28 protein-coding genes are annotated in these 26,018 nt (G+C 68.2%); 11 read left to right on the top strand and 17 right to left on the bottom strand.

Annotated elements, in window-relative coordinates; all coding sequences use genetic code 11:
- Window positions 1-26: 26 nt before the first annotated feature.
- Window positions 27-893: a YflT domain-containing protein gene (locus AC6I9V_RS13160; RefSeq protein ID WP_497899745.1), complete on the bottom strand. Its 867-nt coding sequence runs from the start codon at window positions 891-893 to the stop codon at window positions 27-29.
- A gap of 77 nt (window positions 894-970) precedes the next feature.
- On the opposite strand from AC6I9V_RS13160, the gene AC6I9V_RS13155 reads away from it, so the two are divergent.
- Genes AC6I9V_RS13155 through AC6I9V_RS13145 form a run of 3 tightly spaced genes read left to right on the top strand, consistent with a single transcriptional unit; the run spans window position 971 to window position 4,123 of the window.
- Window positions 971-2,254, top strand: coding sequence for a magnesium transporter MgtE N-terminal domain-containing protein (locus AC6I9V_RS13155; protein ID WP_497899744.1), 1,284 nt, complete (start codon window positions 971-973; stop codon window positions 2,252-2,254).
- Complete coding sequence (locus AC6I9V_RS13150; RefSeq protein ID WP_349411958.1) at window positions 2,235-2,960, top strand: DUF1003 domain-containing protein; 726 nt, start codon at window positions 2,235-2,237, stop codon at window positions 2,958-2,960. The genes AC6I9V_RS13155 and AC6I9V_RS13150 overlap by 20 nt, the downstream gene beginning before the upstream one ends.
- Window positions 2,961-2,971: 11 nt before the next feature.
- Entirely contained in the window at window positions 2,972-4,123 is a 1,152-nt protein-coding gene (locus AC6I9V_RS13145; RefSeq protein WP_497899743.1) for an Mrp/NBP35 family ATP-binding protein, read from the top strand.
- Window positions 4,124-4,171: 48 nt separating this feature from the next.
- Here AC6I9V_RS13145 and AC6I9V_RS13140 read toward each other — a convergent pair whose 3' ends face one another.
- The 3 genes from AC6I9V_RS13140 to sigE all read right to left on the bottom strand — a co-directional run bounded on the left by AC6I9V_RS13140 (window position 4,172) and on the right by sigE (window position 6,434).
- Entirely contained in the window at window positions 4,172-4,549 is a 378-nt protein-coding gene (locus AC6I9V_RS13140) for a twin-arginine translocase TatA/TatE family subunit (protein ID WP_497899742.1), read from the bottom strand.
- Window positions 4,550-4,626: 77 nt separating this feature from the next.
- Complete coding sequence (locus AC6I9V_RS13135) at window positions 4,627-5,790, bottom strand: hypothetical protein (RefSeq protein ID WP_497899741.1); 1,164 nt, start codon at window positions 5,788-5,790, stop codon at window positions 4,627-4,629.
- Between the two features lie 8 nt (window positions 5,791-5,798).
- On the bottom strand, window positions 5,799-6,434 hold the full coding sequence (sigE, locus tag AC6I9V_RS13130) for an RNA polymerase sigma factor SigE (RefSeq protein WP_349411951.1): 636 nt from the start codon (window positions 6,432-6,434) through the stop codon (window positions 5,799-5,801).
- A 241-nt stretch (window positions 6,435-6,675) separates the two neighbouring features.
- Here sigE and AC6I9V_RS13125 point away from each other — a divergent pair, with 241 nt between their 5' ends.
- The gene (locus AC6I9V_RS13125; protein ID WP_138768734.1) at window positions 6,676-7,308 is read left to right on the top strand and encodes an O-methyltransferase; all 633 of its coding nucleotides are present in this window, start codon (window positions 6,676-6,678) and stop codon (window positions 7,306-7,308) included.
- Between the two features lie 79 nt (window positions 7,309-7,387).
- Here AC6I9V_RS13125 and AC6I9V_RS13120 read toward each other — a convergent pair whose 3' ends face one another.
- The 4 genes from AC6I9V_RS13120 to AC6I9V_RS13105 form a co-directional block, all read right to left on the bottom strand.
- Window positions 7,388-7,555 carry a DUF3117 domain-containing protein gene (locus tag AC6I9V_RS13120; RefSeq protein WP_079550332.1) on the bottom strand — a complete coding sequence of 56 codons (168 nt, stop codon included), beginning with the start codon at window positions 7,553-7,555 and terminating at the stop codon, window positions 7,388-7,390.
- Between the two features lie 223 nt (window positions 7,556-7,778).
- Window positions 7,779-9,059, bottom strand: a complete 1,281-nt coding sequence (locus tag AC6I9V_RS13115) for a putative hexosyltransferase (protein ID WP_497900313.1) — start codon at window positions 9,057-9,059, stop codon at window positions 7,779-7,781.
- Between the two features lie 20 nt (window positions 9,060-9,079).
- Complete coding sequence (locus tag AC6I9V_RS13110) at window positions 9,080-9,478, bottom strand: DivIVA domain-containing protein (RefSeq protein WP_497899740.1); 399 nt, start codon at window positions 9,476-9,478, stop codon at window positions 9,080-9,082.
- A 35-nt stretch (window positions 9,479-9,513) separates the two neighbouring features.
- Window positions 9,514-10,407, bottom strand: coding sequence for an LOG family protein (locus tag AC6I9V_RS13105; RefSeq protein ID WP_497899739.1), 894 nt, complete (start codon window positions 10,405-10,407; stop codon window positions 9,514-9,516).
- Between the two features lie 155 nt (window positions 10,408-10,562).
- Here AC6I9V_RS13105 and AC6I9V_RS13100 point away from each other — a divergent pair, with 155 nt between their 5' ends.
- The 4 genes from AC6I9V_RS13100 to AC6I9V_RS13085 all read left to right on the top strand — a co-directional run bounded on the left by AC6I9V_RS13100 (window position 10,563) and on the right by AC6I9V_RS13085 (window position 13,871).
- Complete coding sequence (locus tag AC6I9V_RS13100) at window positions 10,563-11,318, top strand: amino acid ABC transporter ATP-binding protein (protein ID WP_146337010.1); 756 nt, start codon at window positions 10,563-10,565, stop codon at window positions 11,316-11,318.
- An 87-nt stretch (window positions 11,319-11,405) separates the two neighbouring features.
- Entirely contained in the window at window positions 11,406-12,287 is an 882-nt protein-coding gene (locus tag AC6I9V_RS13095) for a glutamate ABC transporter substrate-binding protein (protein WP_497899738.1), read from the top strand.
- A gap of 100 nt (window positions 12,288-12,387) precedes the next feature.
- Window positions 12,388-13,038, top strand: coding sequence for an amino acid ABC transporter permease (locus tag AC6I9V_RS13090; protein WP_349411942.1), 651 nt, complete (start codon window positions 12,388-12,390; stop codon window positions 13,036-13,038).
- Window positions 13,035-13,871, top strand: coding sequence for an amino acid ABC transporter permease (locus AC6I9V_RS13085; protein WP_349411940.1), 837 nt, complete (start codon window positions 13,035-13,037; stop codon window positions 13,869-13,871). Before AC6I9V_RS13090 ends, AC6I9V_RS13085 begins: the two co-directional genes overlap by 4 nt.
- Before the next feature lie 103 nt (window positions 13,872-13,974).
- Here AC6I9V_RS13085 and dapE read toward each other — a convergent pair whose 3' ends face one another.
- The gene (gene dapE / locus AC6I9V_RS13080; protein WP_497899737.1) at window positions 13,975-15,099 is read right to left on the bottom strand and encodes a succinyl-diaminopimelate desuccinylase; all 1,125 of its coding nucleotides are present in this window, start codon (window positions 15,097-15,099) and stop codon (window positions 13,975-13,977) included.
- Between the two features lie 85 nt (window positions 15,100-15,184).
- Here dapE and dapD point away from each other — a divergent pair, with 85 nt between their 5' ends.
- Window positions 15,185-16,195, top strand: coding sequence for a 2,3,4,5-tetrahydropyridine-2,6-dicarboxylate N-succinyltransferase (gene dapD, locus AC6I9V_RS13075; protein ID WP_497899736.1), 1,011 nt, complete (start codon window positions 15,185-15,187; stop codon window positions 16,193-16,195).
- Window positions 16,196-16,260: 65 nt separating this feature from the next.
- Window positions 16,261-17,112, top strand: a complete 852-nt coding sequence (locus AC6I9V_RS13070; protein ID WP_497899735.1) for a hypothetical protein — start codon at window positions 16,261-16,263, stop codon at window positions 17,110-17,112.
- Window positions 17,113-17,127: 15 nt separating this feature from the next.
- Here the strand turns inward: AC6I9V_RS13070 and AC6I9V_RS13065 are convergent, their stop codons facing one another.
- The 5 genes from AC6I9V_RS13065 to fdxA all read right to left on the bottom strand — a co-directional run bounded on the left by AC6I9V_RS13065 (window position 17,128) and on the right by fdxA (window position 21,589).
- Window positions 17,128-17,739, bottom strand: a complete 612-nt coding sequence (locus AC6I9V_RS13065) for a hypothetical protein (RefSeq protein ID WP_497899734.1) — start codon at window positions 17,737-17,739, stop codon at window positions 17,128-17,130.
- 58 nt (window positions 17,740-17,797) lie between these two features.
- The gene (locus tag AC6I9V_RS13060; protein WP_497899733.1) at window positions 17,798-18,439 is read right to left on the bottom strand and encodes a TetR/AcrR family transcriptional regulator; all 642 of its coding nucleotides are present in this window, start codon (window positions 18,437-18,439) and stop codon (window positions 17,798-17,800) included.
- Window positions 18,440-18,586: 147 nt separating this feature from the next.
- Window positions 18,587-19,870 (bottom strand): citrate synthase, encoded by a 1,284-nt coding sequence (locus AC6I9V_RS13055; RefSeq protein WP_497899732.1) that lies wholly within the window; start codon window positions 19,868-19,870, stop codon window positions 18,587-18,589.
- A gap of 231 nt (window positions 19,871-20,101) precedes the next feature.
- Window positions 20,102-21,250, bottom strand: coding sequence for a succinyldiaminopimelate transaminase (gene dapC / locus AC6I9V_RS13050; protein ID WP_497899731.1), 1,149 nt, complete (start codon window positions 21,248-21,250; stop codon window positions 20,102-20,104).
- A gap of 12 nt (window positions 21,251-21,262) precedes the next feature.
- Window positions 21,263-21,589, bottom strand: coding sequence for a ferredoxin (gene fdxA / locus AC6I9V_RS13045; protein ID WP_056737938.1), 327 nt, complete (start codon window positions 21,587-21,589; stop codon window positions 21,263-21,265).
- A gap of 152 nt (window positions 21,590-21,741) precedes the next feature.
- On the opposite strand from fdxA, the gene AC6I9V_RS13040 reads away from it, so the two are divergent.
- Window positions 21,742-21,993: a putative acetyltransferase gene (locus AC6I9V_RS13040; protein WP_497899730.1), complete on the top strand. Its 252-nt coding sequence runs from the start codon at window positions 21,742-21,744 to the stop codon at window positions 21,991-21,993.
- Window positions 21,994-22,324: 331 nt separating this feature from the next.
- Here AC6I9V_RS13040 and AC6I9V_RS13035 read toward each other — a convergent pair whose 3' ends face one another.
- The 3 genes from AC6I9V_RS13035 to typA all read right to left on the bottom strand — a co-directional run bounded on the left by AC6I9V_RS13035 (window position 22,325) and on the right by typA (window position 25,806).
- Entirely contained in the window at window positions 22,325-23,143 is an 819-nt protein-coding gene (locus AC6I9V_RS13035; RefSeq protein WP_497899729.1) for a hypothetical protein, read from the bottom strand.
- 331 nt (window positions 23,144-23,474) lie between these two features.
- The gene (locus tag AC6I9V_RS13030; RefSeq protein ID WP_349411928.1) at window positions 23,475-23,831 is read right to left on the bottom strand and encodes a hypothetical protein; all 357 of its coding nucleotides are present in this window, start codon (window positions 23,829-23,831) and stop codon (window positions 23,475-23,477) included.
- 46 nt (window positions 23,832-23,877) lie between these two features.
- Window positions 23,878-25,806: a translational GTPase TypA gene (gene typA / locus AC6I9V_RS13025; protein WP_349411927.1), complete on the bottom strand. Its 1,929-nt coding sequence runs from the start codon at window positions 25,804-25,806 to the stop codon at window positions 23,878-23,880.
- Window positions 25,807-26,018: the final 212 nt, after the last annotated feature.

Raw genomic sequence — 26,018 nt, 5'->3', positions numbered from 1 at the left:
TCTGTTGTTCTAGCGCCCTTGTTGTTCTAGCGCTCCGGGGGCTGCTCGCCCTCCCTGCGGGGTTCGTCGGGGGTGTGCTCTCCCTGGCGGGGTTGGTCCGTCACACGGACCCCGTACTGCGGCCGGCCGTCCGGCAGGTCCGGGTAGGTGACTCCGGAGGGGCGGGCCGGTTCCGGCTCCTGCGCCGCCGGCTCACCGGCGGCCCTCTGCTGCGGGGCGGCGTCGGATGCCCGCTGGCCGTAGGGGTCGCTCCAGCCCGCCGGCCGCTGCGGCGCCGGACCCTGCCCCGGCTGGCCGGGCTGCTGGGTACCGGGCTGCTGCGGGCCCTGCTGGTAGGGCTGGTGCTGGTGGTCGAACTGCTGGTAGCCGGGCGCGGCGGCGTCGTGCTGGGTCATCGGCAGCTGGTGCAGCAGCCGGCGGGCCTCATGGGCGGCCTCGAAGGCCACCACGACGTCGTAGTTGGTCGCCACCACCTGGCTGGTGGACGTGAAGTCACGCTTCCCGCGCTGCATGGCGTACGTGACGATGCCGAAGAGCATAAAGAACGCCGCACCCATCAGCACCGAGGTGACGATCGAGAAGTACCCGCCGGTCTCCGAGAAAAAGGACAGCATGACCCCGACGAAGAGGCCGAACCACATGCCGCTCAGCGCACCGGAAAGCGCCACGCGGGGGTAGGTGAGCCGGCCGGTGACGCGCTCCACCATCTTCAGGTCGTTGCCGACGATCGAGACGAGCTGCACCGGAAACTGCTGGTCCGCGAGGTAGTCCACCGCCTTCTGGGCGTCCAGGTAGGAGTTGTAGGAACCGACGGTGTCTCCCTTGGGAACCGCGCGTGACTCGTCCGCCCCGCCGGGAGCGCCGGCCTTTGGACCACCAAAAATGTTTGACATACGCCCATTCTCACCCATCCGGCTGGGCGGCGCCTGCAAATTCAGCTAAAAGAGAGCGGACTCGGTAGCCTGTAGGTGTGAGCACAACTCTTTCGCGCGTATTTGTCGCGCGCCTCCTCGGACTGGACGTCTTCGACCCCCTGGGCGACCGTCTGGGCCGCTTGCGCGACGTCGTGGTGCTCGCCCGCGGCAACCGGGGCGCCCCCCACGTGGTGGGCATCGTCGTCGAGGTGCCCGGCAAGAAGCGCGTCTTCGTGCCGATGACCCGCATCACCTCGATCGACCAGACCCAGATCATCTGCACCGGGCTCGTGAACCTGCGCCGCTTCGAACAGCGCGGCGCGGAAACCCTGGTGGTCGCCGAAATGTTCGACCGCCGGGTGACCCTGGCGGACGGCAGCGGGGACGCCACCATCGAGGACATCGCGATGGACCGGCACCGCTCCGGCGACTGGTTCGTCAGCAAACTCTTCGTCCGCCGCGGCCACTCCCTCTCTCCGCTGAGCCGGCTGCGCCGGAACGAAACCATGATCATCGACTGGGCCGATGCCCAGCAGGGTGCCCGCACCGAGCCGCAGGCCGCCACCCAGTTCGTCGCCACGCACGAGGACCTCAAGCCCGCCGACTTCGCCGAGGCCCTGCAGGAGATGAGCGACAAGCGCCGCTTCGAGGTCGCCAGCGAACTCCAGGACGAACGCCTCGCCGACGTGCTCCAGGAAATGCCCGAGGGCGACCAGGTGGAAATCCTCTCCGCCCTCGACGTCGAGCGCGCGGCCGACGTGCTGGAGGAAATGGACCCCGACGACGCCGCCGACCTCCTCGCCGAGCTCCCCAGCGCCCAGGCTGAGGAACTGCTGCAGCTGATGGAACCCGAAGGCGCCGAGGACGTGCGCCGCCTGCTCGAATACGACGAGGACACCGCCGGCGGCCTGATGACCCCCGTTCCGGTCATCCTGCCCCCGGAAGCGACCGTCGCCGAGGCCCTCGCCCACGTCCGCCGCGAGGAACTCTCCCCCGCATTGGCCTCCTCGATCTTCATCGCGCGCCCGCCGCTGGAGACGCCCACCGGGCGGTTCCTCGGCGTCGTGCACATCCAGCAGCTGCTGCGCTACCCGCCGCCGGAACCGCTGGGCAACCTGGTGGACAAGAACCTCGAACCGGTCTCGGACCAGGCCCACATCAGCGAGGTGGCCCGCACCCTGGCCACCTACAACCTCAATTCGCTCCCCGTGGTCAACGAAGACGGCCGGCTCGTCGGGGCGGTGACTGTTGATGACGTGCTTGATCATCTGTTGCCCGATGACTGGCGCGCCCACGAGGACGACGCCCCGATAAGGAAGCTTGGAGGCCGCATTGGCTGATAGCAGCACACCACGGAACTCCACTGTCCGCCCGGGAGCCAGGACCACCGGCAGCCTCGACACGCCCCTGAGCGGCCGGGCGCGGATCCTGCCCAAGTTCTCCCCCAACCCGGACGCCTTCGGCCACGCCACGGAGGGCTTCGCCCGGTTCATGGGCACCCCGACGTTCCTCGTCTACATGACGGTGTTCTGCGTCTTCTGGATTGTCTGGAACACCTTCGCGCCGGAACAGTGGCAGTTCGACTCCCAGGCGCTCGGCTACACGCTGCTGACCCTGATGCTCTCCCTGCAGGCCTCCTACGCCGCACCGCTGCTGCTGCTGGCCCAGAACCGCCAGGACGACCGGGACCGGGTCTCGCTGGAACAGGACCGCCAGCGGGCCGAGCGGAACCTCTCGGACACCGAGTACCTGACCCGGGAACTCGCCTCCCTGCGCATCGCCCTGCGCGAGGTCGCCACCCGCGACTATGTCCGGGCCGAGCTGCGCAGTCTGCTGGAGGACATGCTCGAAGCGCAGGAGGAACTGCGGACCCACGACCCCTCCGCCGGCGCGCATGAAACCCCGCGCGACAAGGTCAAGGAAAAGCTCAAGGAACGCCGGGACAAGCAGCGGAGCCCGCGCACCCAGCAGATCCCGCGCGTCCGGAGCGAGGGCAAGCCGGACAGCCCGCACTCCTCCGCCCCCCGCACCTCCCCCGAAAGCTGAGCCACGCCCGCATGACCACCCCGCAGGGACCCGCCGGCACCTCCGTCCTGGAGCAGGCCGTGCACACAGCGCTGGCCACCGTGATCGACCCCGAATTGCGCCGGCCCATCACCGAGCTTGGCATGGTGGATTCGGTGCAGGTGTCCGACGCCGGACGGGTGCGGATCACCGTGCTGCTGACCATCGCCGGTTGCCCGCTGCGCGGCACCATTACCGCCGACTGCGAAGCGGCGCTCTCCGCCGTGCCGGGGGTTAGCGCCGTCGAGGTCGAACTAAAGGTCATGAACCAGGACCAGCGCGATGCCCTCAAGGAGCAGCTGCGCGGCCCGGGCGGCAAGCGCGGCATCCCGTTCAACGCTCCGGGCTCGCTGACCAAGGTGTACGCCGTCGCGAGCGGCAAGGGCGGCGTGGGTAAATCCTCCGTCACCGTGAACCTGGCCTGCGCGTTGGCCGCGCAGGGGCTGCGGGTGGGCATCATCGACGCGGACGTCTACGGCTTCTCCGTCCCCGCGCTGATGGGCATCAGCCAGGCACCCACCCGGGTGGACGACATGATCCTGCCACCGGTGGCCTACGGGGTTAAAGTCATCTCGATCGGCATGTTTGTCACGGGCAACCAGCCTGTGGCGTGGCGCGGGCCGATGCTGCACCGTGCGCTCGAGCAGTTCCTCACGGACGTCTACTTCGGCGACCTCGATGCGCTGTTCCTGGACCTGCCGCCGGGCACCGGGGACATCGCCATTTCGGTGGCCCAGCTGCTGCCGGGGGCCCAGATCCTGGTGGTCACCACCCCGCAGGCCGCGGCCGCCGACGTCGCCGAGCGGGCCGGGGCGATCGCGGTGCAGACCGGCCAGTCCGTGGCCGGCGTGGTGGAGAACATGTCCTACCTGGAAATGCCCGACGGCGCCCGGATGGAACTCTTCGGCAGCGGCGGCGGCGCCGTGCTCGCCGAGCGGCTCTCCGCCACGGTGGGAACCGAAGTGCCGCTGCTGGGCCAGATCCCGCTCGACATCCTGTTGCGCGAGGGCGGGGACTCCGGCGTCCCAATGGTGCTGGGCCGGCCGGAGACTCCGGCGGCGGCGGCTTTGACGGGCATCGCCGGACGGCTGGCGTCCAGCCCGCGCGGCCTGAACGGCCTGTCCCTGGGCCTGCAGCCCCGCTGAGAAACACCCGCCGGGCGTCCGCTAAGCCGGCCCGTCCAGGGCGTCCGCCTAGGTGGCCTCGGAGTCGTACGGAGCGGCTTCGCCCTCGGGCAGCCGCTCGATGACGCGGGCCGGGGGCCGCTCCTCGGCGGTGGCGACGGCGGCCGGCGCGCCGGCGCTGACCGGCTTGGTGTCGTCCTCGAGGAGGGCTTCCTTGATGATCCGCCGCGGGTCATACTGCCGGGGATCGTACTTCTTCCAGTCCACATCGTCGATGTCGATGCCGACTTCTTCCTTGATCTGCTCGCGGGCACCGGAGGCCATCCGGCGGACTTCCTTGACGATGTTGGCGAGCTTCTGGGTGTATTCGGGCAACCTGCTGGGACCGATCACCAAAAGGCCCACGATCAGCAGAATTATGAATTCCGGTCCGTTGATTCCAAACACTCTAGGAAGATTACCCTCTCACCCGTGCGCTCGACGATTCCGCAGGTCCGCGCTGCACCCGGGCGGGCAGCGGGAACTCAGCGCGCGAGCAGCTCCACAATCCGTTCCAGGCCCCGCTGCAGCCGGGCCGCGATCCCGTCGCCGCCGTGCGCCGGCTCGGCATGGCCCGGGCGGGACTGCACGAGGGCGCCCACGCCGTCGTTGGCCTGTTCCTCGGGCAGTTCGGAGATGTAGGTGAAGGTCGCCGCTGGCGCCCGGTAGATGGCCCGGAACGGTGCCTGGCGGTTGACCCACAGCGTGCCGGAGGCCGCTGCGGGGCTTTGGGGAGCGACCGCCCCGTCCGTCCCGGCCGGCACGAAACCGTCCTCGGTTGCCGGATGGCCGGTGAGCACGTTGACCGGCACCGCAGTGGGCGGCGGCTCTTTGCCCGGCTCCTCTGCGGCCGGCTGCTTTGTGCCCGGCTGGCTGCTGTGTTGTTCCAGGACGGTGGCGAAGTGCCGGCCGTCGGTGAGGCGCAGTTCCAGCACCTCCGAGCCGGCGGCGACGCCGCCGCGGGCCCAGAGCAGGTGGTACCCCAGCTCCCGCAGCTCGGGGCAGGCCCAGCCGCGGGCGCGCAGCGCGGAAAGCTGTTCGGAGCTCAGCGAACCGGCCGGCGCGACGTCGGGGCCCCCGCTGAGCTTCCAGGCGGCGCCGGAGACGGTCTCGGAGGACAGGGCCTGGCCGTTCAGCCGGGCGGGGAGCTCCGCGGCGAAGGCGCCCTCAGGGGCGGGCGGGGTGTCGCTGCCCATGACGTAGGCGGCCCCGCCCATCAGGGCCGTGGTGGCAGCCACTCCGCCGGCGATCTGCACCGCGAGCCGCCAGGGCGGCGCCTGCGGAGCCCTCCGTCCCTGCGGGGTCACCCCTGGCCCGGCCGCCGGGGCGGGGTCCCCGGGTGCGGATTCCGCAGGCACTGATGCGGCGGGCCCATGGTCCGGGTGGCCGGCGGCAAGCTCCCCGGTGCGTGCGAGCAGCCTGGCGGTGAGGTCCTCACTGGCGGCGGGCACGGCGGCACCGCGCAGCCGTTCGAGGTACTGGCGTTCGCGTTGCTGCCGGACCCGGCACATGGCGCAGCGCGCAAGGTGCCGCTGGCGCCGCTCCTGGGCGGCGCCGGTGAGCGGCGTCGCGCCGAGGCGGGGACGTCGGGGCGTGCGGCCAAAGTATCTGCACGCAAGGCCACTGAGGAAATGTTTCAGCTGACCCATTGCCCGGTTCAGAGGAGGCCGGCGATGCGCGGCATCTTGAGCCGCGGCTTCAGGGCCTGCTTGGCGGCCGGCTTCGGCCTCGGGTCGCGGTGGGCCAGCTTCTCGCGGAGCATGGTGCGTCCGCGGTGGATCCGGGACCGGACGGTGCCGAGTTTGACGTCCAGCGCCACTGCGACCTCGTCATAGGAGAGACCTTCGAGGTCGCAGAGCACCACGGCGGCGCGGAAGTCCGGCGGCAGTTCCTCGAGCGCGGCCTGCACGTCCAGGTCGAGGTTGTTGAACTCAAAGCTCTGTTCCGGGCCGGGCTCGCGGCCGGGGATGCGCGACTCGGCGTCCTCGGCCAAGGCGTCGAACCGGATCCGGCTCTTGCGGCGCGCCTGGTCCAGGAAGAGGTTGGTGGTGATCCGGTGCAGCCAGCCGTCGAGGGTGCCCGGCTTGAAGTTCTCCAGCGATCGGAAGACGCGGACGAACACCTCCTGGGTGAGGTCCTCGGCGTCGTACTTGTTGCCGGTGAGCCGGTATGCCAGCCGGTAGACCTTTGCGGAGTGGTTGGTCACCACCTCTTCCCACGTCGGCCTGACCCATTCGGCCTCGGCCGTGGGCTGGGACTCCTCAGTTACAGGGACACCTGCCAGAACCGACATTGTCCACTCCCCTCGCGGATGGTGCTTACGCCTCGATGGTACTTGCGGTTGCAAGGTCCTACATCGTTGATTCGGCGCCGGTCACCACGCGGATGAGCGGATACCCATCATTTCAAAATAAGCTGGGAATTTCCTGACCCGCAGGCTTCTTCCGCCGACGGCGGAACGCCGTGACGAGGACGCAGGGACGGACACAGTACGCTGTATAAAACACTCCCCTCCTGCCCGGAAAGCGATACCCATGAGCGCCGATAAGTCCACGAGCTGGTCCTACGCAGAAGATCTGCCTGCCGAGGATGAGGTTTTGTTGCACGCGCGCGAACGGTCTTTCGAACTCGGCGTCACGCCGATCGGTCCCGGCGTCGGAGCCGTCCTGACCGTGCTCGCGGCCGCTTCCAAGGCGCAGACCGCGGTGGAGATCGGCACAGGCGCGGGTGTTTCCGGCGTGTGCATCCTGCGGGGGCTTGGCCCGCAGGCCGTCCTGACCACCATCGACGTCGACGTCGAACACCTTCGTGCCGCGCGCGAGTCCTTCCAGGAGGCCGGCAGTCCGGCGAACCGGACCCGCACCATCTCCGGCCGGGCCGGGGACGTGCTGCCGCGCCTGACCGACGGGGCCTACGACCTGGTGTTCATTGACGCGGACAAACCCAACTACCCCGGCTATGTGGAACAGGCCATCCGGCTGCTCAAGTCCGGCGGCCTGCTGATTGTCAACGACGCCCTCGACAAGGACCGGGTCTCCAACCCCGCCGCCCGGGAGGCGACCACGGTGGTGCTGCGCCAGATTGGCAAGTCCATCCGCGACGACGACCGGCTCGCCTCCGCGATGCTGCCCACCGGCGACGGCCTGCTGGTCGCGGTCAAGAAATAGCCCTCCACCCCTGTGGTGCAAAAGCAGTAAGGGCCCGCTGCCAACAGGCAGCGGGCCCCTTCGTCCTGCGACGTCGAAGTTATTCGGTAACGCCGACCAGGCATTCCTTGAGGTTGGTCGCTTCGGCAGCGTTGAGTTCGACCACAAGCCGCCCCCCGCCTTCGAGCGGAACACGCATGATCAGGCTGCGGCCCTCTTTGGTCACTTCCATAGGGCCGTCGCCGGTGCGTGGTTTCATAGCCGCCATGAGGAATATCCCCCTTAGTAGTCCCGTGACTTGCCAGCCCGGCCGGGCTGCGTCCGCTTGGTCAAACAAGCCGCCTGGCGGCCGTGGTGGCAGCCGCCGTAGCTCAACACTCAGTTTTCCTTGCTTAGGGCCATTATCCCGTAATTACGCGCTTGTAGCTAATCGATGGACATTCCGGGCCGCCGGGCAAAGCCGCCGCTCCGGCCCGTAAAGGTGTCCGGCGTCACGGCGGATAGTCGCCGCCGCCCGGCAGCTGGGCCCACGCCCACAGCCATACGATCCACACCATTTGCAGCAGCAGGAACATGATGACCACAGTCCCGCGGTAGGCGCGGGAGCGGGACACCAGGGCCGCGGCCAGCGCCAGGGGGAACAGCGGGAGCAGCATCCGGAAGGTGCTGGTCTGCGGGTGCAGGAAGACCAGCAGATAACCCATATAACAAACGCACCACAGCCGCAGCTCCGCTCCCAGCGCCGCCACGGGACGGGACATCATCAGCAGCGCGAAGGCGGCCACAAAAACGAAGGGTGCCAGCAGCCCCAAGGCGGGGCCGAAGAGCTGGACGCCGGTGTCGAACCAGGGCTTGAACGGCACCAGGTCGTGCCCCCGCCATACGGTCTCGGTTTTGGTGTAGGCCTGCAGGTCCCCGGTGACAGCCCAGGCGATGGCGGGCCACAGCAGCGCGCCCAGGCCGCTCACCGCGGTGAGCCCGGCCAGCGACCACAGCTCGCCGGCGCTGTGTCCGCGGGTGCCGGCGACCGCTCCGGCGCCAAGGCCGCTGCCGTCTTCCCCGGCGGTCCGCGGCAGGCGGGGCAAGCGTGCCTCAAGGTGCGGGTACACCCGGTACAGGAACAGCAGGCCGGCCATGGCGGCGAAGGGCACACCCGTGGGACGCGAGAGGCACATCAGCAGCGCCACCGGCATGGCCCACAGGTAGCGCCGGCGCACCACCAGCAGCAGCGCCGCGGCCAGCAGCAGGAGGTTCAGCGACTCGGCGTACGGCACCTGCAGAACCGGCGCCACGGGGAAGGTGTCCACGAACACCGAGCCCCACAGCGCCGTGCGGTGGGTGGCCCTGAGCCGGAACAGCCGGTAGATGACCAGGGCCGCCGCCAGCCCGCAGAGCATGGCAATCAGGCCCAGCGCGGCCGCCGGGGCCATCCCGGTCAGCCCGGCGAGCGTCCTGCCCAGCAGCGGGAACAGCGGGTAGAACGCCCAGGCGTTCTCCTGCACATTGCCGGCCGCGTCGGTGGGCAGCACGGCCGGATAGCCGTTGCGCAGCGCTTCCCCGTACCAGCGCGCGTCCCAGATGTTGATGAAGTTCCAGTAGTCCGGCTTCGGCGGAAACCACGGGTTCACGCCCTGCTGAAGGGCGGCCGCCATAAAGATGCAGGCGCTGACCAGGCGGGCGGCGAGGTAGATAGCGCCGGTCTGCAGCCACCAGGGCCAGCCGGCGGTGCGCGCGCCGGCGGCCGCGATCCGGCTCCACACGGCGGCGTTCAGCCCGGCCGGTGCGGTTTCGTTCACGGGGCCTGATCCGGCCGGGGACGGTCCGGCCGCCGTTCATGCCCGGCGCGTTCCGGTTCCCCGCGTTCCAGCTCCCTGCGTTCCAGCTCCCTGCGGAGGCCGGCGATTTCGCGGTCCTTCCGGGCAATCTGGTCCCGCAGCTCGTCGAGGACCTGATCCACCTGGTCCATCCGGTAGCCGCGCACGCCGACGGCGAAGCGGATCCGGTCGACGTCGGCGGGTTCCGCGTCGGCGGGCAGCAGCACGGCCGGCAGTGAGGCCACGGGCTCGTCGAAGCCGTCATCGAAGGGCTGCTCGCCGGTTCGGCGCCGGAAGACCCGCGGCGCCAGGTCGGTGCCGACGAGGATGGCGACGGCGGCCAGCACGATCGCCACGAAGACCAGGAAGAAACTCACAGCTCCATCGTGCCAGACGCGGCCGGGCGGACTGTTCAGGCCCGCGGGCCGTTGCCGTTCACCGCGCCGCCGTTCCCCGTTCCGTTGCTCCCCGTGCCGGGGTTGTTGCCGGTGGGGTTGCGGTGCCTGGCGGCGCCCTCGACGATGAGTTCGACCGCGAGCGCGGGGTCATCGACCACCTGCACGAGGTCGAGGTCCTCCTCCGCCATCATGCCCTCGGCCACCAGGGTGGTCTGCAACCACTCCAGCATCGGGCTCCAGAACGCGGTGCCGATCAGCACGATCGGGAAGGACGTCACCTTCCGGGTCTGCACCAGGACCATGGCTTCGAAGAGCTCGTCCAGGGTGCCAAGGCCGCCGGGCAGCACGATGAATCCCTGGGCGTACTTCACGAACATGGTCTTGCGGGCGAAGAAGTAGCGGAAGTTGATGCCCAGATCCACCCACTGGTTCATGCCCTGCTCGAACGGCAGTTCGATCCCGAGCCCCACGGAGACCCCGTTGCCCTGGACGGCGCCCTTGTTGGCCGCTTCCATGGACCCGGGACCGCCGCCGGTGATGACGGCCAGCCCGGCGTCGGCCAGCTTCCGGCCGACGTCGACGGCCAGTTCGTAGTTGAGGCTGCCCGGCACGGTCCGCGCGGAACCGAACACGCTGACCGCCGGTCCCAGGTCGGCGAGGGCGCCGAAGCCTTCCACGAATTCGCTCTGGATCCTCAGCACCCGCCACGGGTCGGTGTGGACGAACTGGCCGGGTCCCTTGGTGTCCAGCAGCGTCTGGTCCGACATTGTGACCTTCGCCGCCTTGCGGCGCAGCTCCAGGGGCCCCTTATGCCGGATGCCGTTGGCCGGCGGGACCTCGCGGCGGCCGGAGCCTGCGTTCCCTGCGGTCTGGTCTGGGGTGGGCTGCGGCTCGGTACTCATGCCCATAGGCTAGCGCGGATCGCCGGGCCTGGCGGTCCGGCGCGTCGTGCCCGGCGGAGCGTATGGTATGACCCTGACCTGCGGGTATCTCTTGGGTCACGATGTGGACCAACTGGGAGTGATTGCCGTCATATCCGGCTAATGTTCGCTAGATTCTTCTTATGACTACTCAAGTGCCCGGCGATGCCCTCGTCTCCCTGAATGCCGTCAACAAGCATTACGGCCAGTTGCACGTCCTCAAGGACATCAACCTGAACGTCCGCAAGGGCGAGGTTGTTGTTGTCATCGGGCCCTCGGGCTCCGGCAAGTCAACGCTCTGCCGCGCCATCAACCGTCTGGAAACCATCGACGACGGCGTCATCACCATCGACGGCAACGAACTGCCCGCCGAGGGCAAGGAACTGGCCAAGCTGCGCGCCGACGTCGGGATGGTCTTCCAGTCCTTCAACCTGTTCGCGCACAAGACGATCCTGGAAAACGTCACCCTTGGACCGATCAAGGTCAAGGGTGTGCCCAAGGCCGAGGCTGACAAGGACGCCATGGCCCTGCTGGAGCGCGTCGGCGTCGGGCACCAGGCGCCGAAGCTGCCGGCCCAGCTCTCCGGCGGCCAGCAGCAGCGCGTGGCGATCGCCCGCGCCCTGGCCATGAAGCCGAAGGTGATGCTCTTCGACGAGCCCACCTCCGCGCTGGACCCGGAAATGATCAATGAGGTCCTCGACGTCATGATCCAGCTGGCCAAGGAGGGCATGACCATGATCGTGGTGACCCACGAGATGGGCTTCGCCCGCAAGGCCGCGGACCGCGTGGTCTTTATGGCCGACGGCCAGATCGTCGAGGACGCGACGCCCGAAGAGTTCTTCACCAACCCGAAGAGCAGCCGCGCCAAGGACTTCCTGTCCAAGCTGCTGACGCACTGACCCTTCCGCTTCGCCAGACCACCACCGAACATCCGCAGAGTTCGCACCCGGGCCGCCGTGAGGCGGCCGTCCAATGAAAGGAATGTCATGATGGCATTTTTGACCCGAAGGAAATCCCTTCTGGTTGCCGCATCCGCAGCTCTGGCCCTGAGCCTGAGCGCCTGCGGCGGCAGCTCCTCCACTACCAATCCGCCCGTAGCCGAGAAGCCGAGCTTCGCCGCCGACAGCACCATGGCAAAGCTTTCGTCCGCAGGCAAGATCACCATCGGCACCAAGTTCGACCAGCCGCTGTTCGGCCAGAAGGGCCTGGACGGAAAGCCGGTCGGCTTCGACGTCGAGATCGGCAAGCTGATCGCCGCCAAGCTCGGCATCTCCGCCGACAAGATCGAGTGGGTCGAGACGGTTTCCGCCAACCGCGAGCAGTTCATCAAGCAGGGCAAGGTTGACATCATCGTCGCCACCTACACGATCAACGACAAGCGCAAGACCGAAGTCGACTTCGCCGGCCCGTACTACGAGGCAGGCCAGGCCCTGATGGTGAACAAGGACAACAACTCCATCAAGAAGCCCGAAGACGTCAAGGGCAAGAACGTCTGCTCCGTGACCGGTTCCACCCCCGCCTCCACCATCGTGGAGAAGTACGGAGCAGTCCTGGTCCCGGCCGCGACCTACTCCGCCTGCCTTGAGCCGCTGCGCAACAAGCAGGTCGAAGCGATCACCACCGACAACGTCATCCTCGCCGGGTTCGTCAACAAGGAGCCGGAAGCCTTCAAGCTCGCCTCCGACGAGACCTTCACCAAGGAGCCTTACGGCATCGGCCTGAAGAAGGACGACAAGGCCTTCCGCGGCTGGATCAACGATCAGCTCGAAGCCTTCGACAAGGACGGCTCGTACAAGAAGGCCTGGGAAGCAACCGCCGGCGCCGTCATCAAGACGGCCCCGAAGCTCCCCGCCATCAACCGCTACTAAGCAGGCCGTGGCGGTCGCCGGAGCGAGGCGCCTTGCGCGCTCCGGCGGCCGCCACACCCCTGCTAACGCTTGAATCCCCTCAACGCAGCTGAAGGAACTTATGGACGTCATCATTGAAAGCCTGCCCCAGTACTGGGACGGCTTTCTCAGAACCCTCTTCCTGGCAGTGGTCTCGGGAATCTTCGCCCTCATTTTCGGCACCCTGCTCGCGGCAGCCCGGGTCTCCCCCATCGCAGCGCTGCGCGGCTTCAGCATGGCCTACGTGGAGGTGGTCCGGAACACCCCGTTGACCATCGCGTTCTTCTTCGCCGCCGTGGTGCTGCCCCGCCTGGGCGTTACGTTCCAGCAGTTCGAAGTCGCCGCCATCATCGCCCTGAGCGCCTACACCTCGGCTTTCATCGCCGAGGCCGTGCGCTCCGGCGTCAACAGCGTCCCGGTCGGCCAGGCCGAGGCCGCCCGGAGCATCGGCATGAAGTTCAGCCAGGTGCTCTCCCTGATCATCCTGCCGCAGGCCCTGCGCACGGTGATCCCGCCGTTGATCAACATCCTGATCGCCCTGGTGAAGAACTCCTCCGTCGCCGGCGCGTTCTACGTCCTGGAGCTCTTCGGCTACGGCAAGCAGCTGGCCAACTCCCACGGCGACGCCGTCATGTGGGTCCTGGTCGGCGTCGCCTTCTTCTACCTGCTGATTACCGTCCCGCTTGGCTACCTCGCCAACGTGGTTGAACGAAAGGTGGCGATCGCACGATGAGCTCCGTTCTCTACGACGTCCCGGGACCCAAGGCCCGTCGCATTTCCCTGATCGGTTCCGTCATCGGCGTGATCGCAATCGGCGCCCTCGTGGCGCTGGCCGTGATGACTCTCGCCCAGCAGGGAATCTTCGAGGGCCGGCGGTGGGCCATTTTTAGCCAGGCGGATGTCTGGAAGCTGATCGCCGACGGCATCGGGGCCACCCTCAGCGCCGCCGCCGTCTCCGCCGTCATCGCCTTCCCGCTGGGCCTGCTGCTGTGCCTGATGCGGATCTCCGACCTCGCGTGGATCCGCATTCCCACCCGGATTGTGCTGGAGTTCCTGCGCGGCATGCCGGTGGTTTTGATGATGCTGTTCGTGCTGCTCGTCTTCGCCACCAGCTCCTTCATCGCCGTGGTGGCAGGCCTGGTCCTGTACAACTCGGCCATCTTCGCCGAGATCATCCGCGCCGGCATCCAGTCGCTGCCCAAGGGACAGCGTGAGGCCGGCCTTGCGATCGGCCTGACGAGCTTCCAGTCGCGGCTGACCATCGAGCTGCCGCAGGCCATCCGCCGGATGCTGCCCTCGCTCGTGGCGCAGCTCGTGGTGCTCCTCAAGGACACCTCGCTCGGGTACATCGTGGCCTACGGCGAGCTGCTCCGGGCCGTCCAGGTGATGGCCGACTTCCTGGGTCCGCAGTTCCTCTTCCCGGTGTTCTTCGTGGCCGCGGCCATCTACATCGCGATCAACCTCGCGGTCTCACGCCTCGCGATCTGGATCGAGAAGCGCGGCTCCAAGAAGGCCGCCGGCGGCATGGCGCACGCCCCGGTCGCGGGCACCGCCCCGGCCAAGTAGGCCGCACGGGCAAAACGCCCCAACGGAGGAAGGTCCGGAACCCCGTCGGGTTCCGGACCTTCACTGTTTTTTTAATGCGTCCCCCGGGCGGCCCGGGACCGGGCTACACGCCCAGCCAGCTCCGCAGGGCCCGCAGGCACACGCGGATCGCCTCGGCGTCGACGTGTTCATCGTCCTTGTGGGCCAGCAGCGCATCGCCCGGGCCGAAGTTCACGGCGGGGACGCCGAGTTCGCTGAAGCGGGCGACGTCGGTCCAGCCGTACTTGGGCTTCGGCTCGGCCCCGACGGCGGCCACGAAGGACGCGGCGGCGGGGTGGTTCAGGCCCGGCCGGGCTCCCGCGGCGCCGTCGGTGCGGACCAGGTCGAAGCCGGCCAGCAGTTCACGGACGTGTTCCTCCGCCTGCGCCATGGACTTGTCCGGGGCGAAGCGGTAGTTGATCTCCACCACGCAGCGGTCCGGGATGACGTTCCCGGCCGTGCCGCCGTGGATCTTTACGGCGTTGAGGCTCTCGCGGTAGTCGAGGCCGTCGACGTTGACGGTCCGCGGCTCGTAGGCGGCCAGCCGGTCCAGGATCGGGGCCGCGGCGTGGATGGCGTTGCTGCCCATCCAGGCCCGCGCCGAGTGGGCGGCCTCGCCGAGGGTGGTCGCCTCGAACCGGATGGTGCCGTTGCAGCCGCCCTCCACGGTGCCGTCCGTGGGTTCGAGCAGGATCGCGAAGTCGCCCTCCAGCAGGGCCCCGTGGTTGCGGACCAGCCGGCCAAGGCCGCTCTTGACGCCCTCGACTTCCTCGTGGTCGTAGAAGACGAACGTGACGTCCTTGTCCGGCTCCGCGCCGCCGTCGAACAGGCCGGCAGCGAGGGCGAGCTGCACCGCGACGCCGCTCTTCATGTCGGTGGCCCCGCGCCCGTACAGGATGCCCTCGCCCGGAGCCCCGGAGGGCCAGTAGGACGGGACGGTGCCCAGCGCGCCTTCGGTGGTCGGCAGCGGGACGGTGTCCAGGTGCCCGGCGAGGATGACCCGCTCGGCGCGGCCCAGGCTGGTGCGCGCGATCATCGCGTCGCCGTCGCGGACCAGCTCCAGCTGCGGGATGGCGCGGAGGGCGTGCTCGACGGCGTCGGCGAGCCTGCCCTCCGCCCCGGAGACACTGAAGATGTCGATGATGTCCGCGGTCAGCAGGGCAACGTCCTGGTGCAGGTCCAGGCGGGCCGGGGCAGTATGCTCAGTCACCGTTCCACTGTATATGCCCTCCTGCCCCCGCCCGGGGCCGTCACCGGTTTCGGGGAGCGCGGGGGCCGTCTATAGACTTGGGGTCATGACTGAAACCGTTTCTGCTGCCGTGCCCGACGACTCCCGCTCCGCCTACGGCTACGGCGTCGCGACCATCGCCACCCGCAACGGTGAGGCCACCGTGCTGGACGTCTGGTTCCCGGCGCCGGCGCTCGGGACCGCGGCGGAGAGCCTGCGCGATGTGGCGAACGCAGACGAGTCTCTGCTCGAGATCGCCGCGGCCGGCGACGACGCGGACCGCGGCACCGAGCAGAAGGTCGTGTTTGTCCAGGCCCACCTCGACGAGGCCCCGGCCGACACCGCGGACGCCTACCTGCGCCTGCACCTGCTCTCGCACCGCCTCGTGCGCCCCAACAGCATCAACCTGGACGGCATCTTCGGCAAGCTGCCCAACGTCGTGTGGACCAACTTCGGCCCGGCCGCCGTCGAGGACTTCGAACTGACCCGCGCACGGCTGCGCCGGCGCGGCGCCGTGACCGTCTACGGCGTGGACAAGTTCCCGCGGATGGTCGACTACGTCATCCCCTCCGGCGTCCGGATCGCCGACGCCGACCGGGTCCGCCTCGGCGCACACCTCGCCGAAGGCACCACCGTCATGCACGAGGGCTTTGTGAACTTCAATGCCGGCACCCTGGGCACCTCCATGGTCGAGGGCCGGATCTCCGCCGGCGTGGTGGCCGGTGACGGCTCCGACGTCGGCGGCGGCGCCTCCATCATGGGGACCCTCTCCGGCGGCGGCAAGGAAAAGATCTCCCTGGGCGAACGTGTGCTGCTCGGCGCCAACTCCGGGGTGGGCATCAGCATCGGCGACGACTGCGTCGTTGAGGCCGGGCTGTACGTCACGGCCGGCACCCGGGTGCGTGTGGTGGGTCAGAAGGACGCCGACGGCGAGGACACCAGCCGGATCGTCAAGGCCGTGGAGCTCTCCGGTGTCCCGAACCTGCTCTTCCGCCGCAACTCCTCCAGCGGCGAGGTGGAGGTCCTGGCCCGCAAGGGGCAGACTGTCGAGCTCAACGAGGCTCTGCACGCCAACTAGGCACCGGCCGGGCAGAGACCGGCTGAAGACTGGACCGGCCCGGAAGGGCCCGAGGGAGTTGTTACGTGGCACGCAGAGGTGGCTGGCGCCGTCGGATCGTGCTGTTGCTGGCCCTGGCCATGGTGGCTGGCGCCGTCTATACGGCAGTGGAATTCCTGCAGCGCTCCGAGACCCTGATCACCGAGCGCTGCACCGCCGCGGGCTCCGGCGGCGACGATCTCGCCACCGACCAGGCCGCCAACGCCGCCCTCATCAGTGCCATCGCGGTCCGGCGCGGGCTGCCCGCCCGCGCCGCCAGCATCGCCCTGGCAACGGCCATGCAGGAGTCGAAGCTGCGCAACATCGGCCATGGCGACCAGGCGGGCCCTGACTCGCGGGGGCTGTTCCAGCAGCGCCCCTCCCAGGGCTGGGGCACCGAGGAGGAGGTGATGGATCCAAACCACGCCACGAACGCCTTCTACGATGCGCTGGTGAAGGTCCCGGGGTACGAGGTCATCCCCATCACCGACGCGGCCCAGAAAGTCCAGCGCTCGGCGTACCCGGGCGCTTACGCCCAGCACGAGGGAATGGCCCGGGCGTTCGCCTCCGCCCTGACCGGCCATACGGCGCAGGGCCTCGACTGCTCGCTGCGCGCGCCGGACGCGGCCGGCGACGCCGGACTGCTCCAGGAGCGCCTTGCAGCGGCTTTCGGGGCCATCCCGGCGACGGCCGCCGGGCGGACGGTCACGGTGCAGGCGCAGGACACCCGGGGATGGGCGGTCGCGCAGTGGGCGGTGGCCAACGCCAAGGCCCTCTCGATCACCGAGGTCAGGGTGGACGGGCGCAGCTGGAACCGGGCGACCCACAATGGCTGGCAGGCTGCGGACGCGCCCGCGGGTCAGGTGAGCATCACGGTCGCCGGGGAACCCGCCCCGTAGCCGGCGCCGCCCGGTTCAGACCAGCAGTTCAACGACGGGCTGGACGTAGCTGCGGAACAGCTCCGGCTCGGAGAGCAGGGCCGAGCTCATGATGATTTTGTCCGGCTCCAGGTACCAGGCCCGCGGCTCGGCCAGAGGAAGCTCGATGATGGTCAGCTCAAAATCCCGTGCGGCCCGGCCGACCTCCAGCAGCCGGTCTTCCACCAGGTCGGCGAGCACCCCGGTGGCTCCGCTGGCATCGCGCTCGGCCTCGAGGGCCAGGTACTCCCCCCGGCGTTCGCGGGCCCAGCTGAGGGCCGCACCGAAGTGCGCCTGCAGCACCCGGCGCAGGGCCGGCGAGTTCCCGAAGGCGCGGAACCCCGGCGGGCCCAGCTCCGGTTCCATCTCCGGATGGGCTTTCAGCAGCTGCGCCCACCACGCCTCCCACTCGGTCTTGAGGGCACTGACGCCGCCCACCTCCTCGATCAGGTGCGAATGGTCCGAGGCGCGGATCTTCGGGGCCGCATGGCAGAGTGCGGGATGGCCGACGGCTTCGAGGCCGGCCGCGTCTCGGACGTACAGCGCTATGAGCAGCGGCCCGGAGGTATCCATGGTGATTCGCCAGCCGGGCCCGCCTGTGTGGTGCATCCGATTGCCTCCCTTGGCAAGACGTACTTCTCCAGTCTATTCCTGAAGATAGTGCACGTTAATGGCTGGTGCCGCGGCCGCCCAGGCTCGCCAGATGGGCTTCGAGTACATCGTGGCACATTTGCGCCGTCATCCACTCCGGCTGCAGCAGGGCGTGCATGGTGAGCCCGTCCAGGGTGGCCAGCAGCCGCACGGCCTCGGTGACGAGGTGTTGCCGGTCCGGCCCGTCCGCGCCGCCGTCCCGGGCCGCGGCCAGGTCCATCATCAGCCGGCCGACGACGGCCGCCACCGTGCGGTGGCTGCGGTCCGCTTCCGGGGCCAGGAACGGCCTCGTGCGGGCCGCGTTCTTGAAGGCCATCCAGACGCAGGCATCGACGGCGCGTTCCTCGTCCAGCGGCAGCAGTTCCCCCAGCAGGGTTAACACGCCGCTGCGGTGCTCCTCCGAGCCGGGGGCGGTTCCCGCCAGCCGCGCCTCCGCGGTCTCCAGCCGGCCGGCGATCCGGTCCACCACAACACCGAAGGAGTGGGCCAGGAGTTCGTCGCTGCTGGCGAAGTAGTGCCGCACGGAGCCGACGGCCAGCTCGGCTTCGTCGGCGACCTCGCGCAGGGAGGCCCGCTCGAGCCCGTCTGCCGCGACAATCCTGAAGACGGCTTCAACAACTTCCTGGCGCCGCAAAGCAGCGTCGACAAATTTGGGCATTGCTCCTTTTTAGCACGGGCGTGCCCGTTCCCGGGTCTCCCACGCCGTTCACACGCGCAACTCCAGCACCACGAGTGGCACAACAAACGACGCCGGCCGCGCCCCTCATGCTCGAGGTGCGCGGCCGGCGTCGTGGTTTGGCTGTCCTTAGACGGCGGGGTAGTTCCGTTCCGGCTCTCCCGTGTAGAGCTGCCGCGGGCGGCCGATCTTGGTGCTCGGGTCGCTGATCATTTCACGCCACTGGGCGATCCAGCCCGGCAGGCGGCCGATGGCGAACAGCACGGTGAACATCTTCTCCGGGAAGCCCATGGCCTTGTAGATCAGGCCGGTGTAGAAGTCCACGTTCGGGTAGAGCTTGCGCTCGATGAAGTAGTCGTCCTGCAGCGCCTTCTCTTCGAGGCGGAGCGCAATCTCCAGCAGCTCGTCGTTGCCGCCGAGCTTGCTGAGGATCTCGTGGGCCGTGGCCTTGACGATCTTGGCGCGCGGGTCGTAGTTCTTGTAGACCCGGTGCCCGAAGCCCATCAGGCGGACGCCGTCTTCCTTGTTCTTGACCTTCTCCATGTAGTCCTCGGGCTTGATGCCGTCGGCCTGGATCTGGCGGAGCATCTTGAGCACGGCCTCGTTGGCGCCGCCGTGGGCGGGGCCGAAGAGGGCGTTGATGCCGGCGGAGACGGAGGCGAAGAGGTTGGCGTTGGAGGAGCCGACCAGCCGCACGGTGGAGGTGGAGCAGTTCTGCTCGTGGTCCGCGTGCAGGATCAGCAGCAGGTCCAGGGCCTTGGCCACCACCGGGTCCACCTCGTACTGCTCGGCGGGGAGGCCGAAGCTCAGGCGCAGGAAGTTCTCCACGAGGTTGTGGGAGTTGTCCGGGTACAGCATCGGCTGGCCGACGGACTTCTTCAGCGCGTACGCGGCGATGACCGGCATCTTGGCCAGCAGCCGGTAGGTGGAGACCTCAACCTGCTCGGCGTTGAACGGGTCCAGCGAGTCCTGGTAGAACGTGGACAGCGCGGACACGGCGGAGGACAGCACCGGCATCGGGTGGGCATCGCGCGGGAAGCCGCTGAAGAAGCCCTTGAGTTCCTCGTGCAGCAGGGTGTGGTGGCGGATCCGCTGGTCAAAAGCCTCCAGCTCGGCCGGGGTCGGCAGGTTGCCGTAGATCAGCAGGTAGGAGACTTCCAGGAAGCTGGAGTGCTGGGCGAGCTGCTCGATCGGGTAACCCCGGTAGCGCAGGATGCCGGCGTCGCCGTCGATGTATGTGATGGCCGAGGTGGTGGCCGCGGTGTTCATGAAACCGGGGTCGAAGGCAACGGCGCCGGTCTGCTTCAGCAGCTTGGAAACGTCGTAGCCTTCGTTCCCTTCAACAACCTTGATGCGGGGGAGCTCGAGCTCGCCGCCCGCATGACGCAGGGTTGCGCTGGTGGTCTCAGTCATGGATTCTCCTCATGAGGCGTCAGGGCCTCTGTTGAAAGCTTGATCCAACATCTGGTGGAGCGGCCCACGGAACCTGTATCTGGACACGGATTCCAACGGCTGCGCTGCCTTCTTGTGGAAAGCCACCATTGATAGTCAGTTAAAAACTACCGCCAGTTCGCGGGTGGCACTAATCCGGGGCTTCTCCAAAGCGTCCAAATCGCGTATCTTGTGCCCCGCATCACAGCATTGTTACGGTCCCGTAGCCAGCCGCTCGACGGCGGCGTCGATGCGTTCATCCGCGGCGGTCAGCGCCACCCGGACAAAGCCGTGGCCGGCGTCACCGTAGAAGACGCCGGGGCCCACAACGATGCCGCGGTCGGCGAGCCGGCCGACGGTGTCCCAGGTGGGCTCGCCCGCGGTGGCCCAGAGGTAGAGCCCGGCCCGGGATTCGTGGATGGTGAGCCCGAAACGCTCCAGCGCCGGGACGATCCGTTCGCGGCGGCCGCGGTAGAGGTCCTTTTGCGCGGCCACGTGCCCGTCGTCGCCAAGGGCAACACGCATGGCTTCCTGGACCGGGTAGGGCACGATCATGCCCGCATGCTTGCGGCTGTTGACCAGGTTGGCCATGATCGCGCCGTCGCCGGCCACGAAGGCGGCGCGGTAGCCGGCCAGGTTGGACTGCTTGCTGAGGGAGTAGACGGCCAGCAGGCCCTCGAGGGAGCCGCCGGCGACGCGGGGGTCCAGGATGCTGGGGACAGGCTCCCCGCCGCGCTGGACGTCCCACTCCCCCCAGCCAAGTTCTGCGTAGCACTCGTCCGAGGCGACCACGGCGCCGAGGTCCCGGGCCTGGCCGACGATCCGTTTGAGGGAGTCGGCGTCGCGGACGCTGCCGGTGGGATTGGCCGGGGAGTTAACCCAGACGAGCCGGACACGGGACCGGGTGTCGGCGTCGAGTTCGTCAAGGTCGTCCGCGGCCACGTGATCGGCGCCGGCGAAGGTGGCCCCGATGTCGTAGGTGGGGTACGCGACGGTGGGCCGCACGACGACGTCGCCCGGCTTGAGGCCGAGCAGGAACGGCAGCCAGGCCACGAGTTCCTTGGACCCGACGGTGGGCATCACGTTCTGCGGGTCGAGTCCGGGGACGCCGCGGCGGCGGTCAAACCAGGCCGCGATCGCTTCCCGGAGCGCCGGCGTGCCGTGCACCGTCGGGTAGCCGGGGGCGTTGGCCGCCGCGCGGAGCGCCTCCTGGACGAGGGCAGGCGTGTCGTCGACCGGGGTGCCGATCGAGAGGTTGGCCGCCCCCCCGGGGTGGGCGGCGGCGCGCGCGAGGTAGGGCGCCATCGCCTCCCACGGGTAGTCGGGCAGGCTGAGGCCGAAACTGCGCACCGCAGAAGTCACCGGAGGGCCGTCCTAGTTGTCTTGGTTCTGCGGCGGCAGCGCGGCGATCATGGGGTGGTCGGTGTGCGTGTTGCCGATCTTGGCGGCGCCGCCCGGCGAGCCGAGGACGTCGAAGAACTCGACGTTGGCCTTGTAGTAGTCGGCCCACTCCTCGGGGGTGTCGTCCTCGTAATAGATGGCTTCGACCGGGCAGACCGGCTCGCAGGCCCCGCAGTCCACGCACTCGTCCGGGTGGATGTACAGGGAACGCTCACCCTCGTAGATGCAATCGACGGGGCATTCTTCGATACATGCCTTGTCTTTGACATCTACACACGGCTGCGCGATTACGTACGTCACGTCCCTGGCCTCTCCACGTTGGTTCCGGCATCCCGCCGGATCTTGCTCCCGGCCTGAGCGCCGGGCTGCTGACTTCTGAGCCTATTATCTCCCAGCCCGGTCCCGCGAACCTAGCCGGGCGTCACAGAGTCCGCTCGCCCTACGATGGACGGGTGAGTTCTCCGATCCCCCCGCCGCAGCAGTTCCTCACCGACGCCCCGCTAGGGACCCGCGTGGTGGTGCGCTACCGGATTGAGGGCGGGCTGACCGATGCGCTGGGCGAGCTGGTGGCCCGCACCGGGAGCGAGTGCACCGTCCGCACCCGGCGGGCCGACGTCGTCGTCCCCCTCGCCCTGGTGGTGGCTGCCAAGGAGGTCCCGCCACCCCCGCCGCGGCGGGGCCCGCGGGGACATGCCCTCCCGTAGCCCGCCCGCGACGGACATGCCCATTCCCCGGACCATCCTCCGCGGGACATGCCCATCTCCTGGTACCAAGAATGGACATAATGCCGTTATGTCCATCCCCTGACCCGCACGACGCACATGCCCATTCCCCCAGAGCGCCCGGGACGGACATGCCCGCCTCCCGCACCATCCTCCACGGGACATGCCCATCTCCTGGTTCCAAGAATGGACATAATGCCGTTATGTCCATCCCCTGACCCGCACGACGTACATGCCCAATCACCCAGAGCGCCCGGGACGGACATGCCCATTGCTCGCGACACAGAATGTACCGATCTCGAGTCGCCATGACTCACGCGGCCGCGGAAAGCCGGTTCAACGCCTCGCGGACCATGGCAATGAATTCTTCCGGGCGGTATTTGAGCAATGGATAGGTGACGACCAGGGTGGGAATCCCCAATCTGGTGGTGACGTTCCACCGTCGTCGATCTTCCTCGAAACTCGACCGGTCCATGTGAAAGCCTGCACCGTCGGTCTCGATTCCGAGCCTCCCGTCGACCTTGAGGTCCAAATGGCCCATTCCCGGGATGTTGACCTGGGATTCAACGTGGAAGCCCGCGCGCCGAAGGTGGAACCGCGCGAGGCACTCGATGATCGATTGCGACTGCGGAACGATGGCCGCGACAATCCTGCGCTCCCGGGAGTCACTCCGGCCGGCCAGCCGCAGTCTCAGGGAGGAGAGCGGAAGACCCTTGAGTGCGACGGCGGATTCGGCAATCGCGAGACCCTCCAACTCCGGCAGGCAGCGGAGGCTTTGGACCACGGTGTCCAGCAGGGTCGGCGGGTGGGCCGACCGGTGGCAGACAAAGCCCGAATAGCTTCGGCTATGGGTCAGTGCGACATGCGGTTGTTGGGGCGCTTCGAGCACCCAAAGGCCGCCGAAATGGGCCGCGCTGACGCACGCGGGCTCGGCGGGCAGGGAACGGATGGCCACCAGCAGCGGGTCCGCACCCGGAAGCGCGTACACGCCGCGGGACACGCGGGCGACGGCGCCGTCTGCCAGGGCGGTCCGGAGCTGAAAGCCCGAAATCCCCGCGGCCGAGAGATGCTTGGCGCGTGCTACCCCGTCGTACCTTGACATGACTTCAGTGATTTTGACCATGCGCACCATGGTTTCGATGCCAGGCCGACCGGGACAGCCCCGGATTCCGCTATGTGCACAACATCGTGGCCGCCCAAACGGCGTTCGGACGGACATGCCCATCCCCCGCGGGTTGAGAACGACGGACATGTCCATTGCGCGGCGCGACCACTGGACATAGTGCCCATATGTCCAGTCCCGGGCATGAAGGATGGGCATGTCCAGTCAGGGCGCTCACGGATAACGGACATGTCCAGTCCCGGGCACGAAGGATGGGCATGTCCAGTCAGGGCGGCAGCGAAGGATGGGCATGTCCATCCGGACGAACCAAGGACGGGCATGTCCATCCCGAGGGGGTGAGCTACCGGCCCCGCCGTGCGAAGCGCCGGCTCCAGGCCAGCACCACGAGGGTGACGCCCGCGATCCCGTACACCCAGACATTCCCGGCAAGGTCGCCGATGATCAGCCGCTTGCCGCTCTCCAGCGTGGACCACCAGCCCGCCAGCGCGTAGCACAGCACACCGCACGCGGCCGCCGGCAGCGGGGATCGGAAAGCGGCCCCCAGCCACAGCTCGACGGCCCCCAGCAGCACCAGCGCGGCCACAGCACCCCACGGCACCTCGACGCCGTTGACCACCAGGTGCTGGCCGTGCAGCATGGTGCCCGCGAGGGCAGCAAAAAGAGCTGCCGGCACGGCGGTGGCAATGCCGCCTGCCATACCGGCAGCTCTTCTGTTCACAAAGGCCTCAGCGTAAACGCGGAGACTAGACCTTGGCGCGGGCGCGGTTGGCCTTGGCCCGCTCGTTGGTGTCCAGGATGACCTTGCGGATACGGATGGAATCCGGGGTGACCTCGACACATTCGTCCTCGCGGGCGAATTCGAGGGACTCTTCCAGGGTCAGGTCGCGCGGGGGCGTCAGGTTCTCGAAGGTGTCCGAGGAAGCTGCACGCATGTTGGTGAGCTTCTTTTCCTTCGTGATGTTGACGTCCATGTCGTCGGCGCGGGAGTTCTCGCCGACGATCATGCCCTCGTAGACCTCGGAGGTGGGCTTGACGAAGAAGGAGCCACGCTCCTGCAGGTTGATCATGGCGAACGGCGTCACCACACCGGCGCGGTCGGCGATCATGGAACCGTTGGTGCGGTACTCGATCGGGCCGGCCCACGGCTCGTAGCCCTCGGAGATCGAGGCGGCGATGCCGGCGCCGCGGGTGTCCGTGAGGAATTTGGTGCGGAAACCGATCAGGCCACGGGCCGGAACGATGAACTCCATGCGGCACCAGCCGGTACCGTGGTTGGCCATGTTGGTCATGCGGCCCTTGCGGGCGGCCATGAGCTGGGTGACAGCGCCGAGGTACTCTTCGGGCACGTCGATGGTCATGTGCTCCATCGGCTCGTGGATCTTGCCGTCGATGGTCTTGGTGACAACCTGCGGCTTGCCGACGGTCAGCTCGAAGCCCTCGCGGCGCATCTGCTCAACCAGGATGGCCAGCGCGAGCTCGCCACGGCCCTGGACTTCCCAGGCATCCGGACGCTCGGTGGGCAGCACCTTGATGGAGACGTTACCGATCAGTTCCTTGTCCAGGCGGTCCTTCACCTGGCGGGCGGTGACCTTGGCGCCCTTGACCTTGCCGGCCAGCGGCGAGGTGTTGATACCGATGGTCATGGAGATCGCGGGATCGTCCACCGTGATCAGCGGCAGCGGCTGCGGGTTCTCGGCGTCGGTCAGGGTCTCACCAATGGTGATTTCCTCGATGCCGGCGACGGCGACAATCTCGCCCGGACCGGCGGACTCGGCCGGAACACGGTCCAGCGCCTTGGTGGCGAGGAGTTCGGTGATCTTGACGTTCTTGAGCTCACCGTTGGCGCGGGCCCAGGCCACGGTCTGGCCCTTGCGCAGGGTGCCGTTGTAGATGCGCAGCAGCGCGAGGCGGCCGAGGAACGGCGAGGCGTCCAGGTTGGTGACGTGCGCCTGCAGGACACCGTCCGGGTTGTAGGTCGGTGCCGGGATGTGCTCGATGATGGCCTGGAAGAGGGGCTCGAGGTCCTCGTTCTCCGGGGCGGTGCCGTCGGCGGGCTGCTCGAGGGAGGCGCGGCCGACCTTGGCGGCGGCGTAGACAACCGGAACGTTGAGGATCTTGTCCAGGTCCAGGTCCGGAACTTCGTCCGCGAGGTCGGAGGCCAGGCCGAGGAGCAGGTCCATCGACTCGTGCACCACTTCTTCAATCCGGGCGTCGGGGCGGTCGGTCTTGTTGACCAGGAGGATCACCGGCAGGTGCGCGGCCAGGGCCTTGCGCAGCACAAAGCGGGTCTGCGGCAGCGGGCCCTCGGAGGCGTCAACGAGGAGGACGACGCCGTCGACCATGGACAGGCCGCGCTCGACCTCGCCACCGAAGTCGGCGTGGCCGGGGGTGTCGATCACGTTGATGGTGATGGTCTCGCCCTTGGAGGACGGACCGTTGTAGGCCACGGTGGTGTTCTTGGCCAGGATGGTGATGCCCTTTTCGCGTTCCAGGTCACCGGAGTCCATGACGCGGTCTTCGAGGTGGTTGTGCTCGGCAAAGGAGTTGGTCTGCTTGAGCATGGCGTCGACCAGGGTGGTCTTGCCGTGGTCAACGTGGGCCACAATCGCGACGTTGCGCAGGTCACTGCGCGATGCAGTGGCTACCGCAGTGTTGGTGGTGGTTTCAGACATGCGTTATTGCTCGATTCAGTGGTGAAGTCAGCTGTTGTATCGCGACATTTCCAACCGGAACGCACGACAGGTACGGCCCTTTGGCACAGGGCACCTTCATCCATTCTAGACGCTAGGGCATTTGTTGGCCTAAAAACGGGGCCGCCCGCGGAGGGCGCCCGGTTGCCAGCTGGCGAGAAACACACCCGCCACGTGAGCAACGTCACTTGGTT

This window comes from Arthrobacter sp. SlRoot2-15 (genome assembly GCF_059739345.1).
This window is presented reverse-complemented; position numbering and strand designations above follow the sequence as displayed.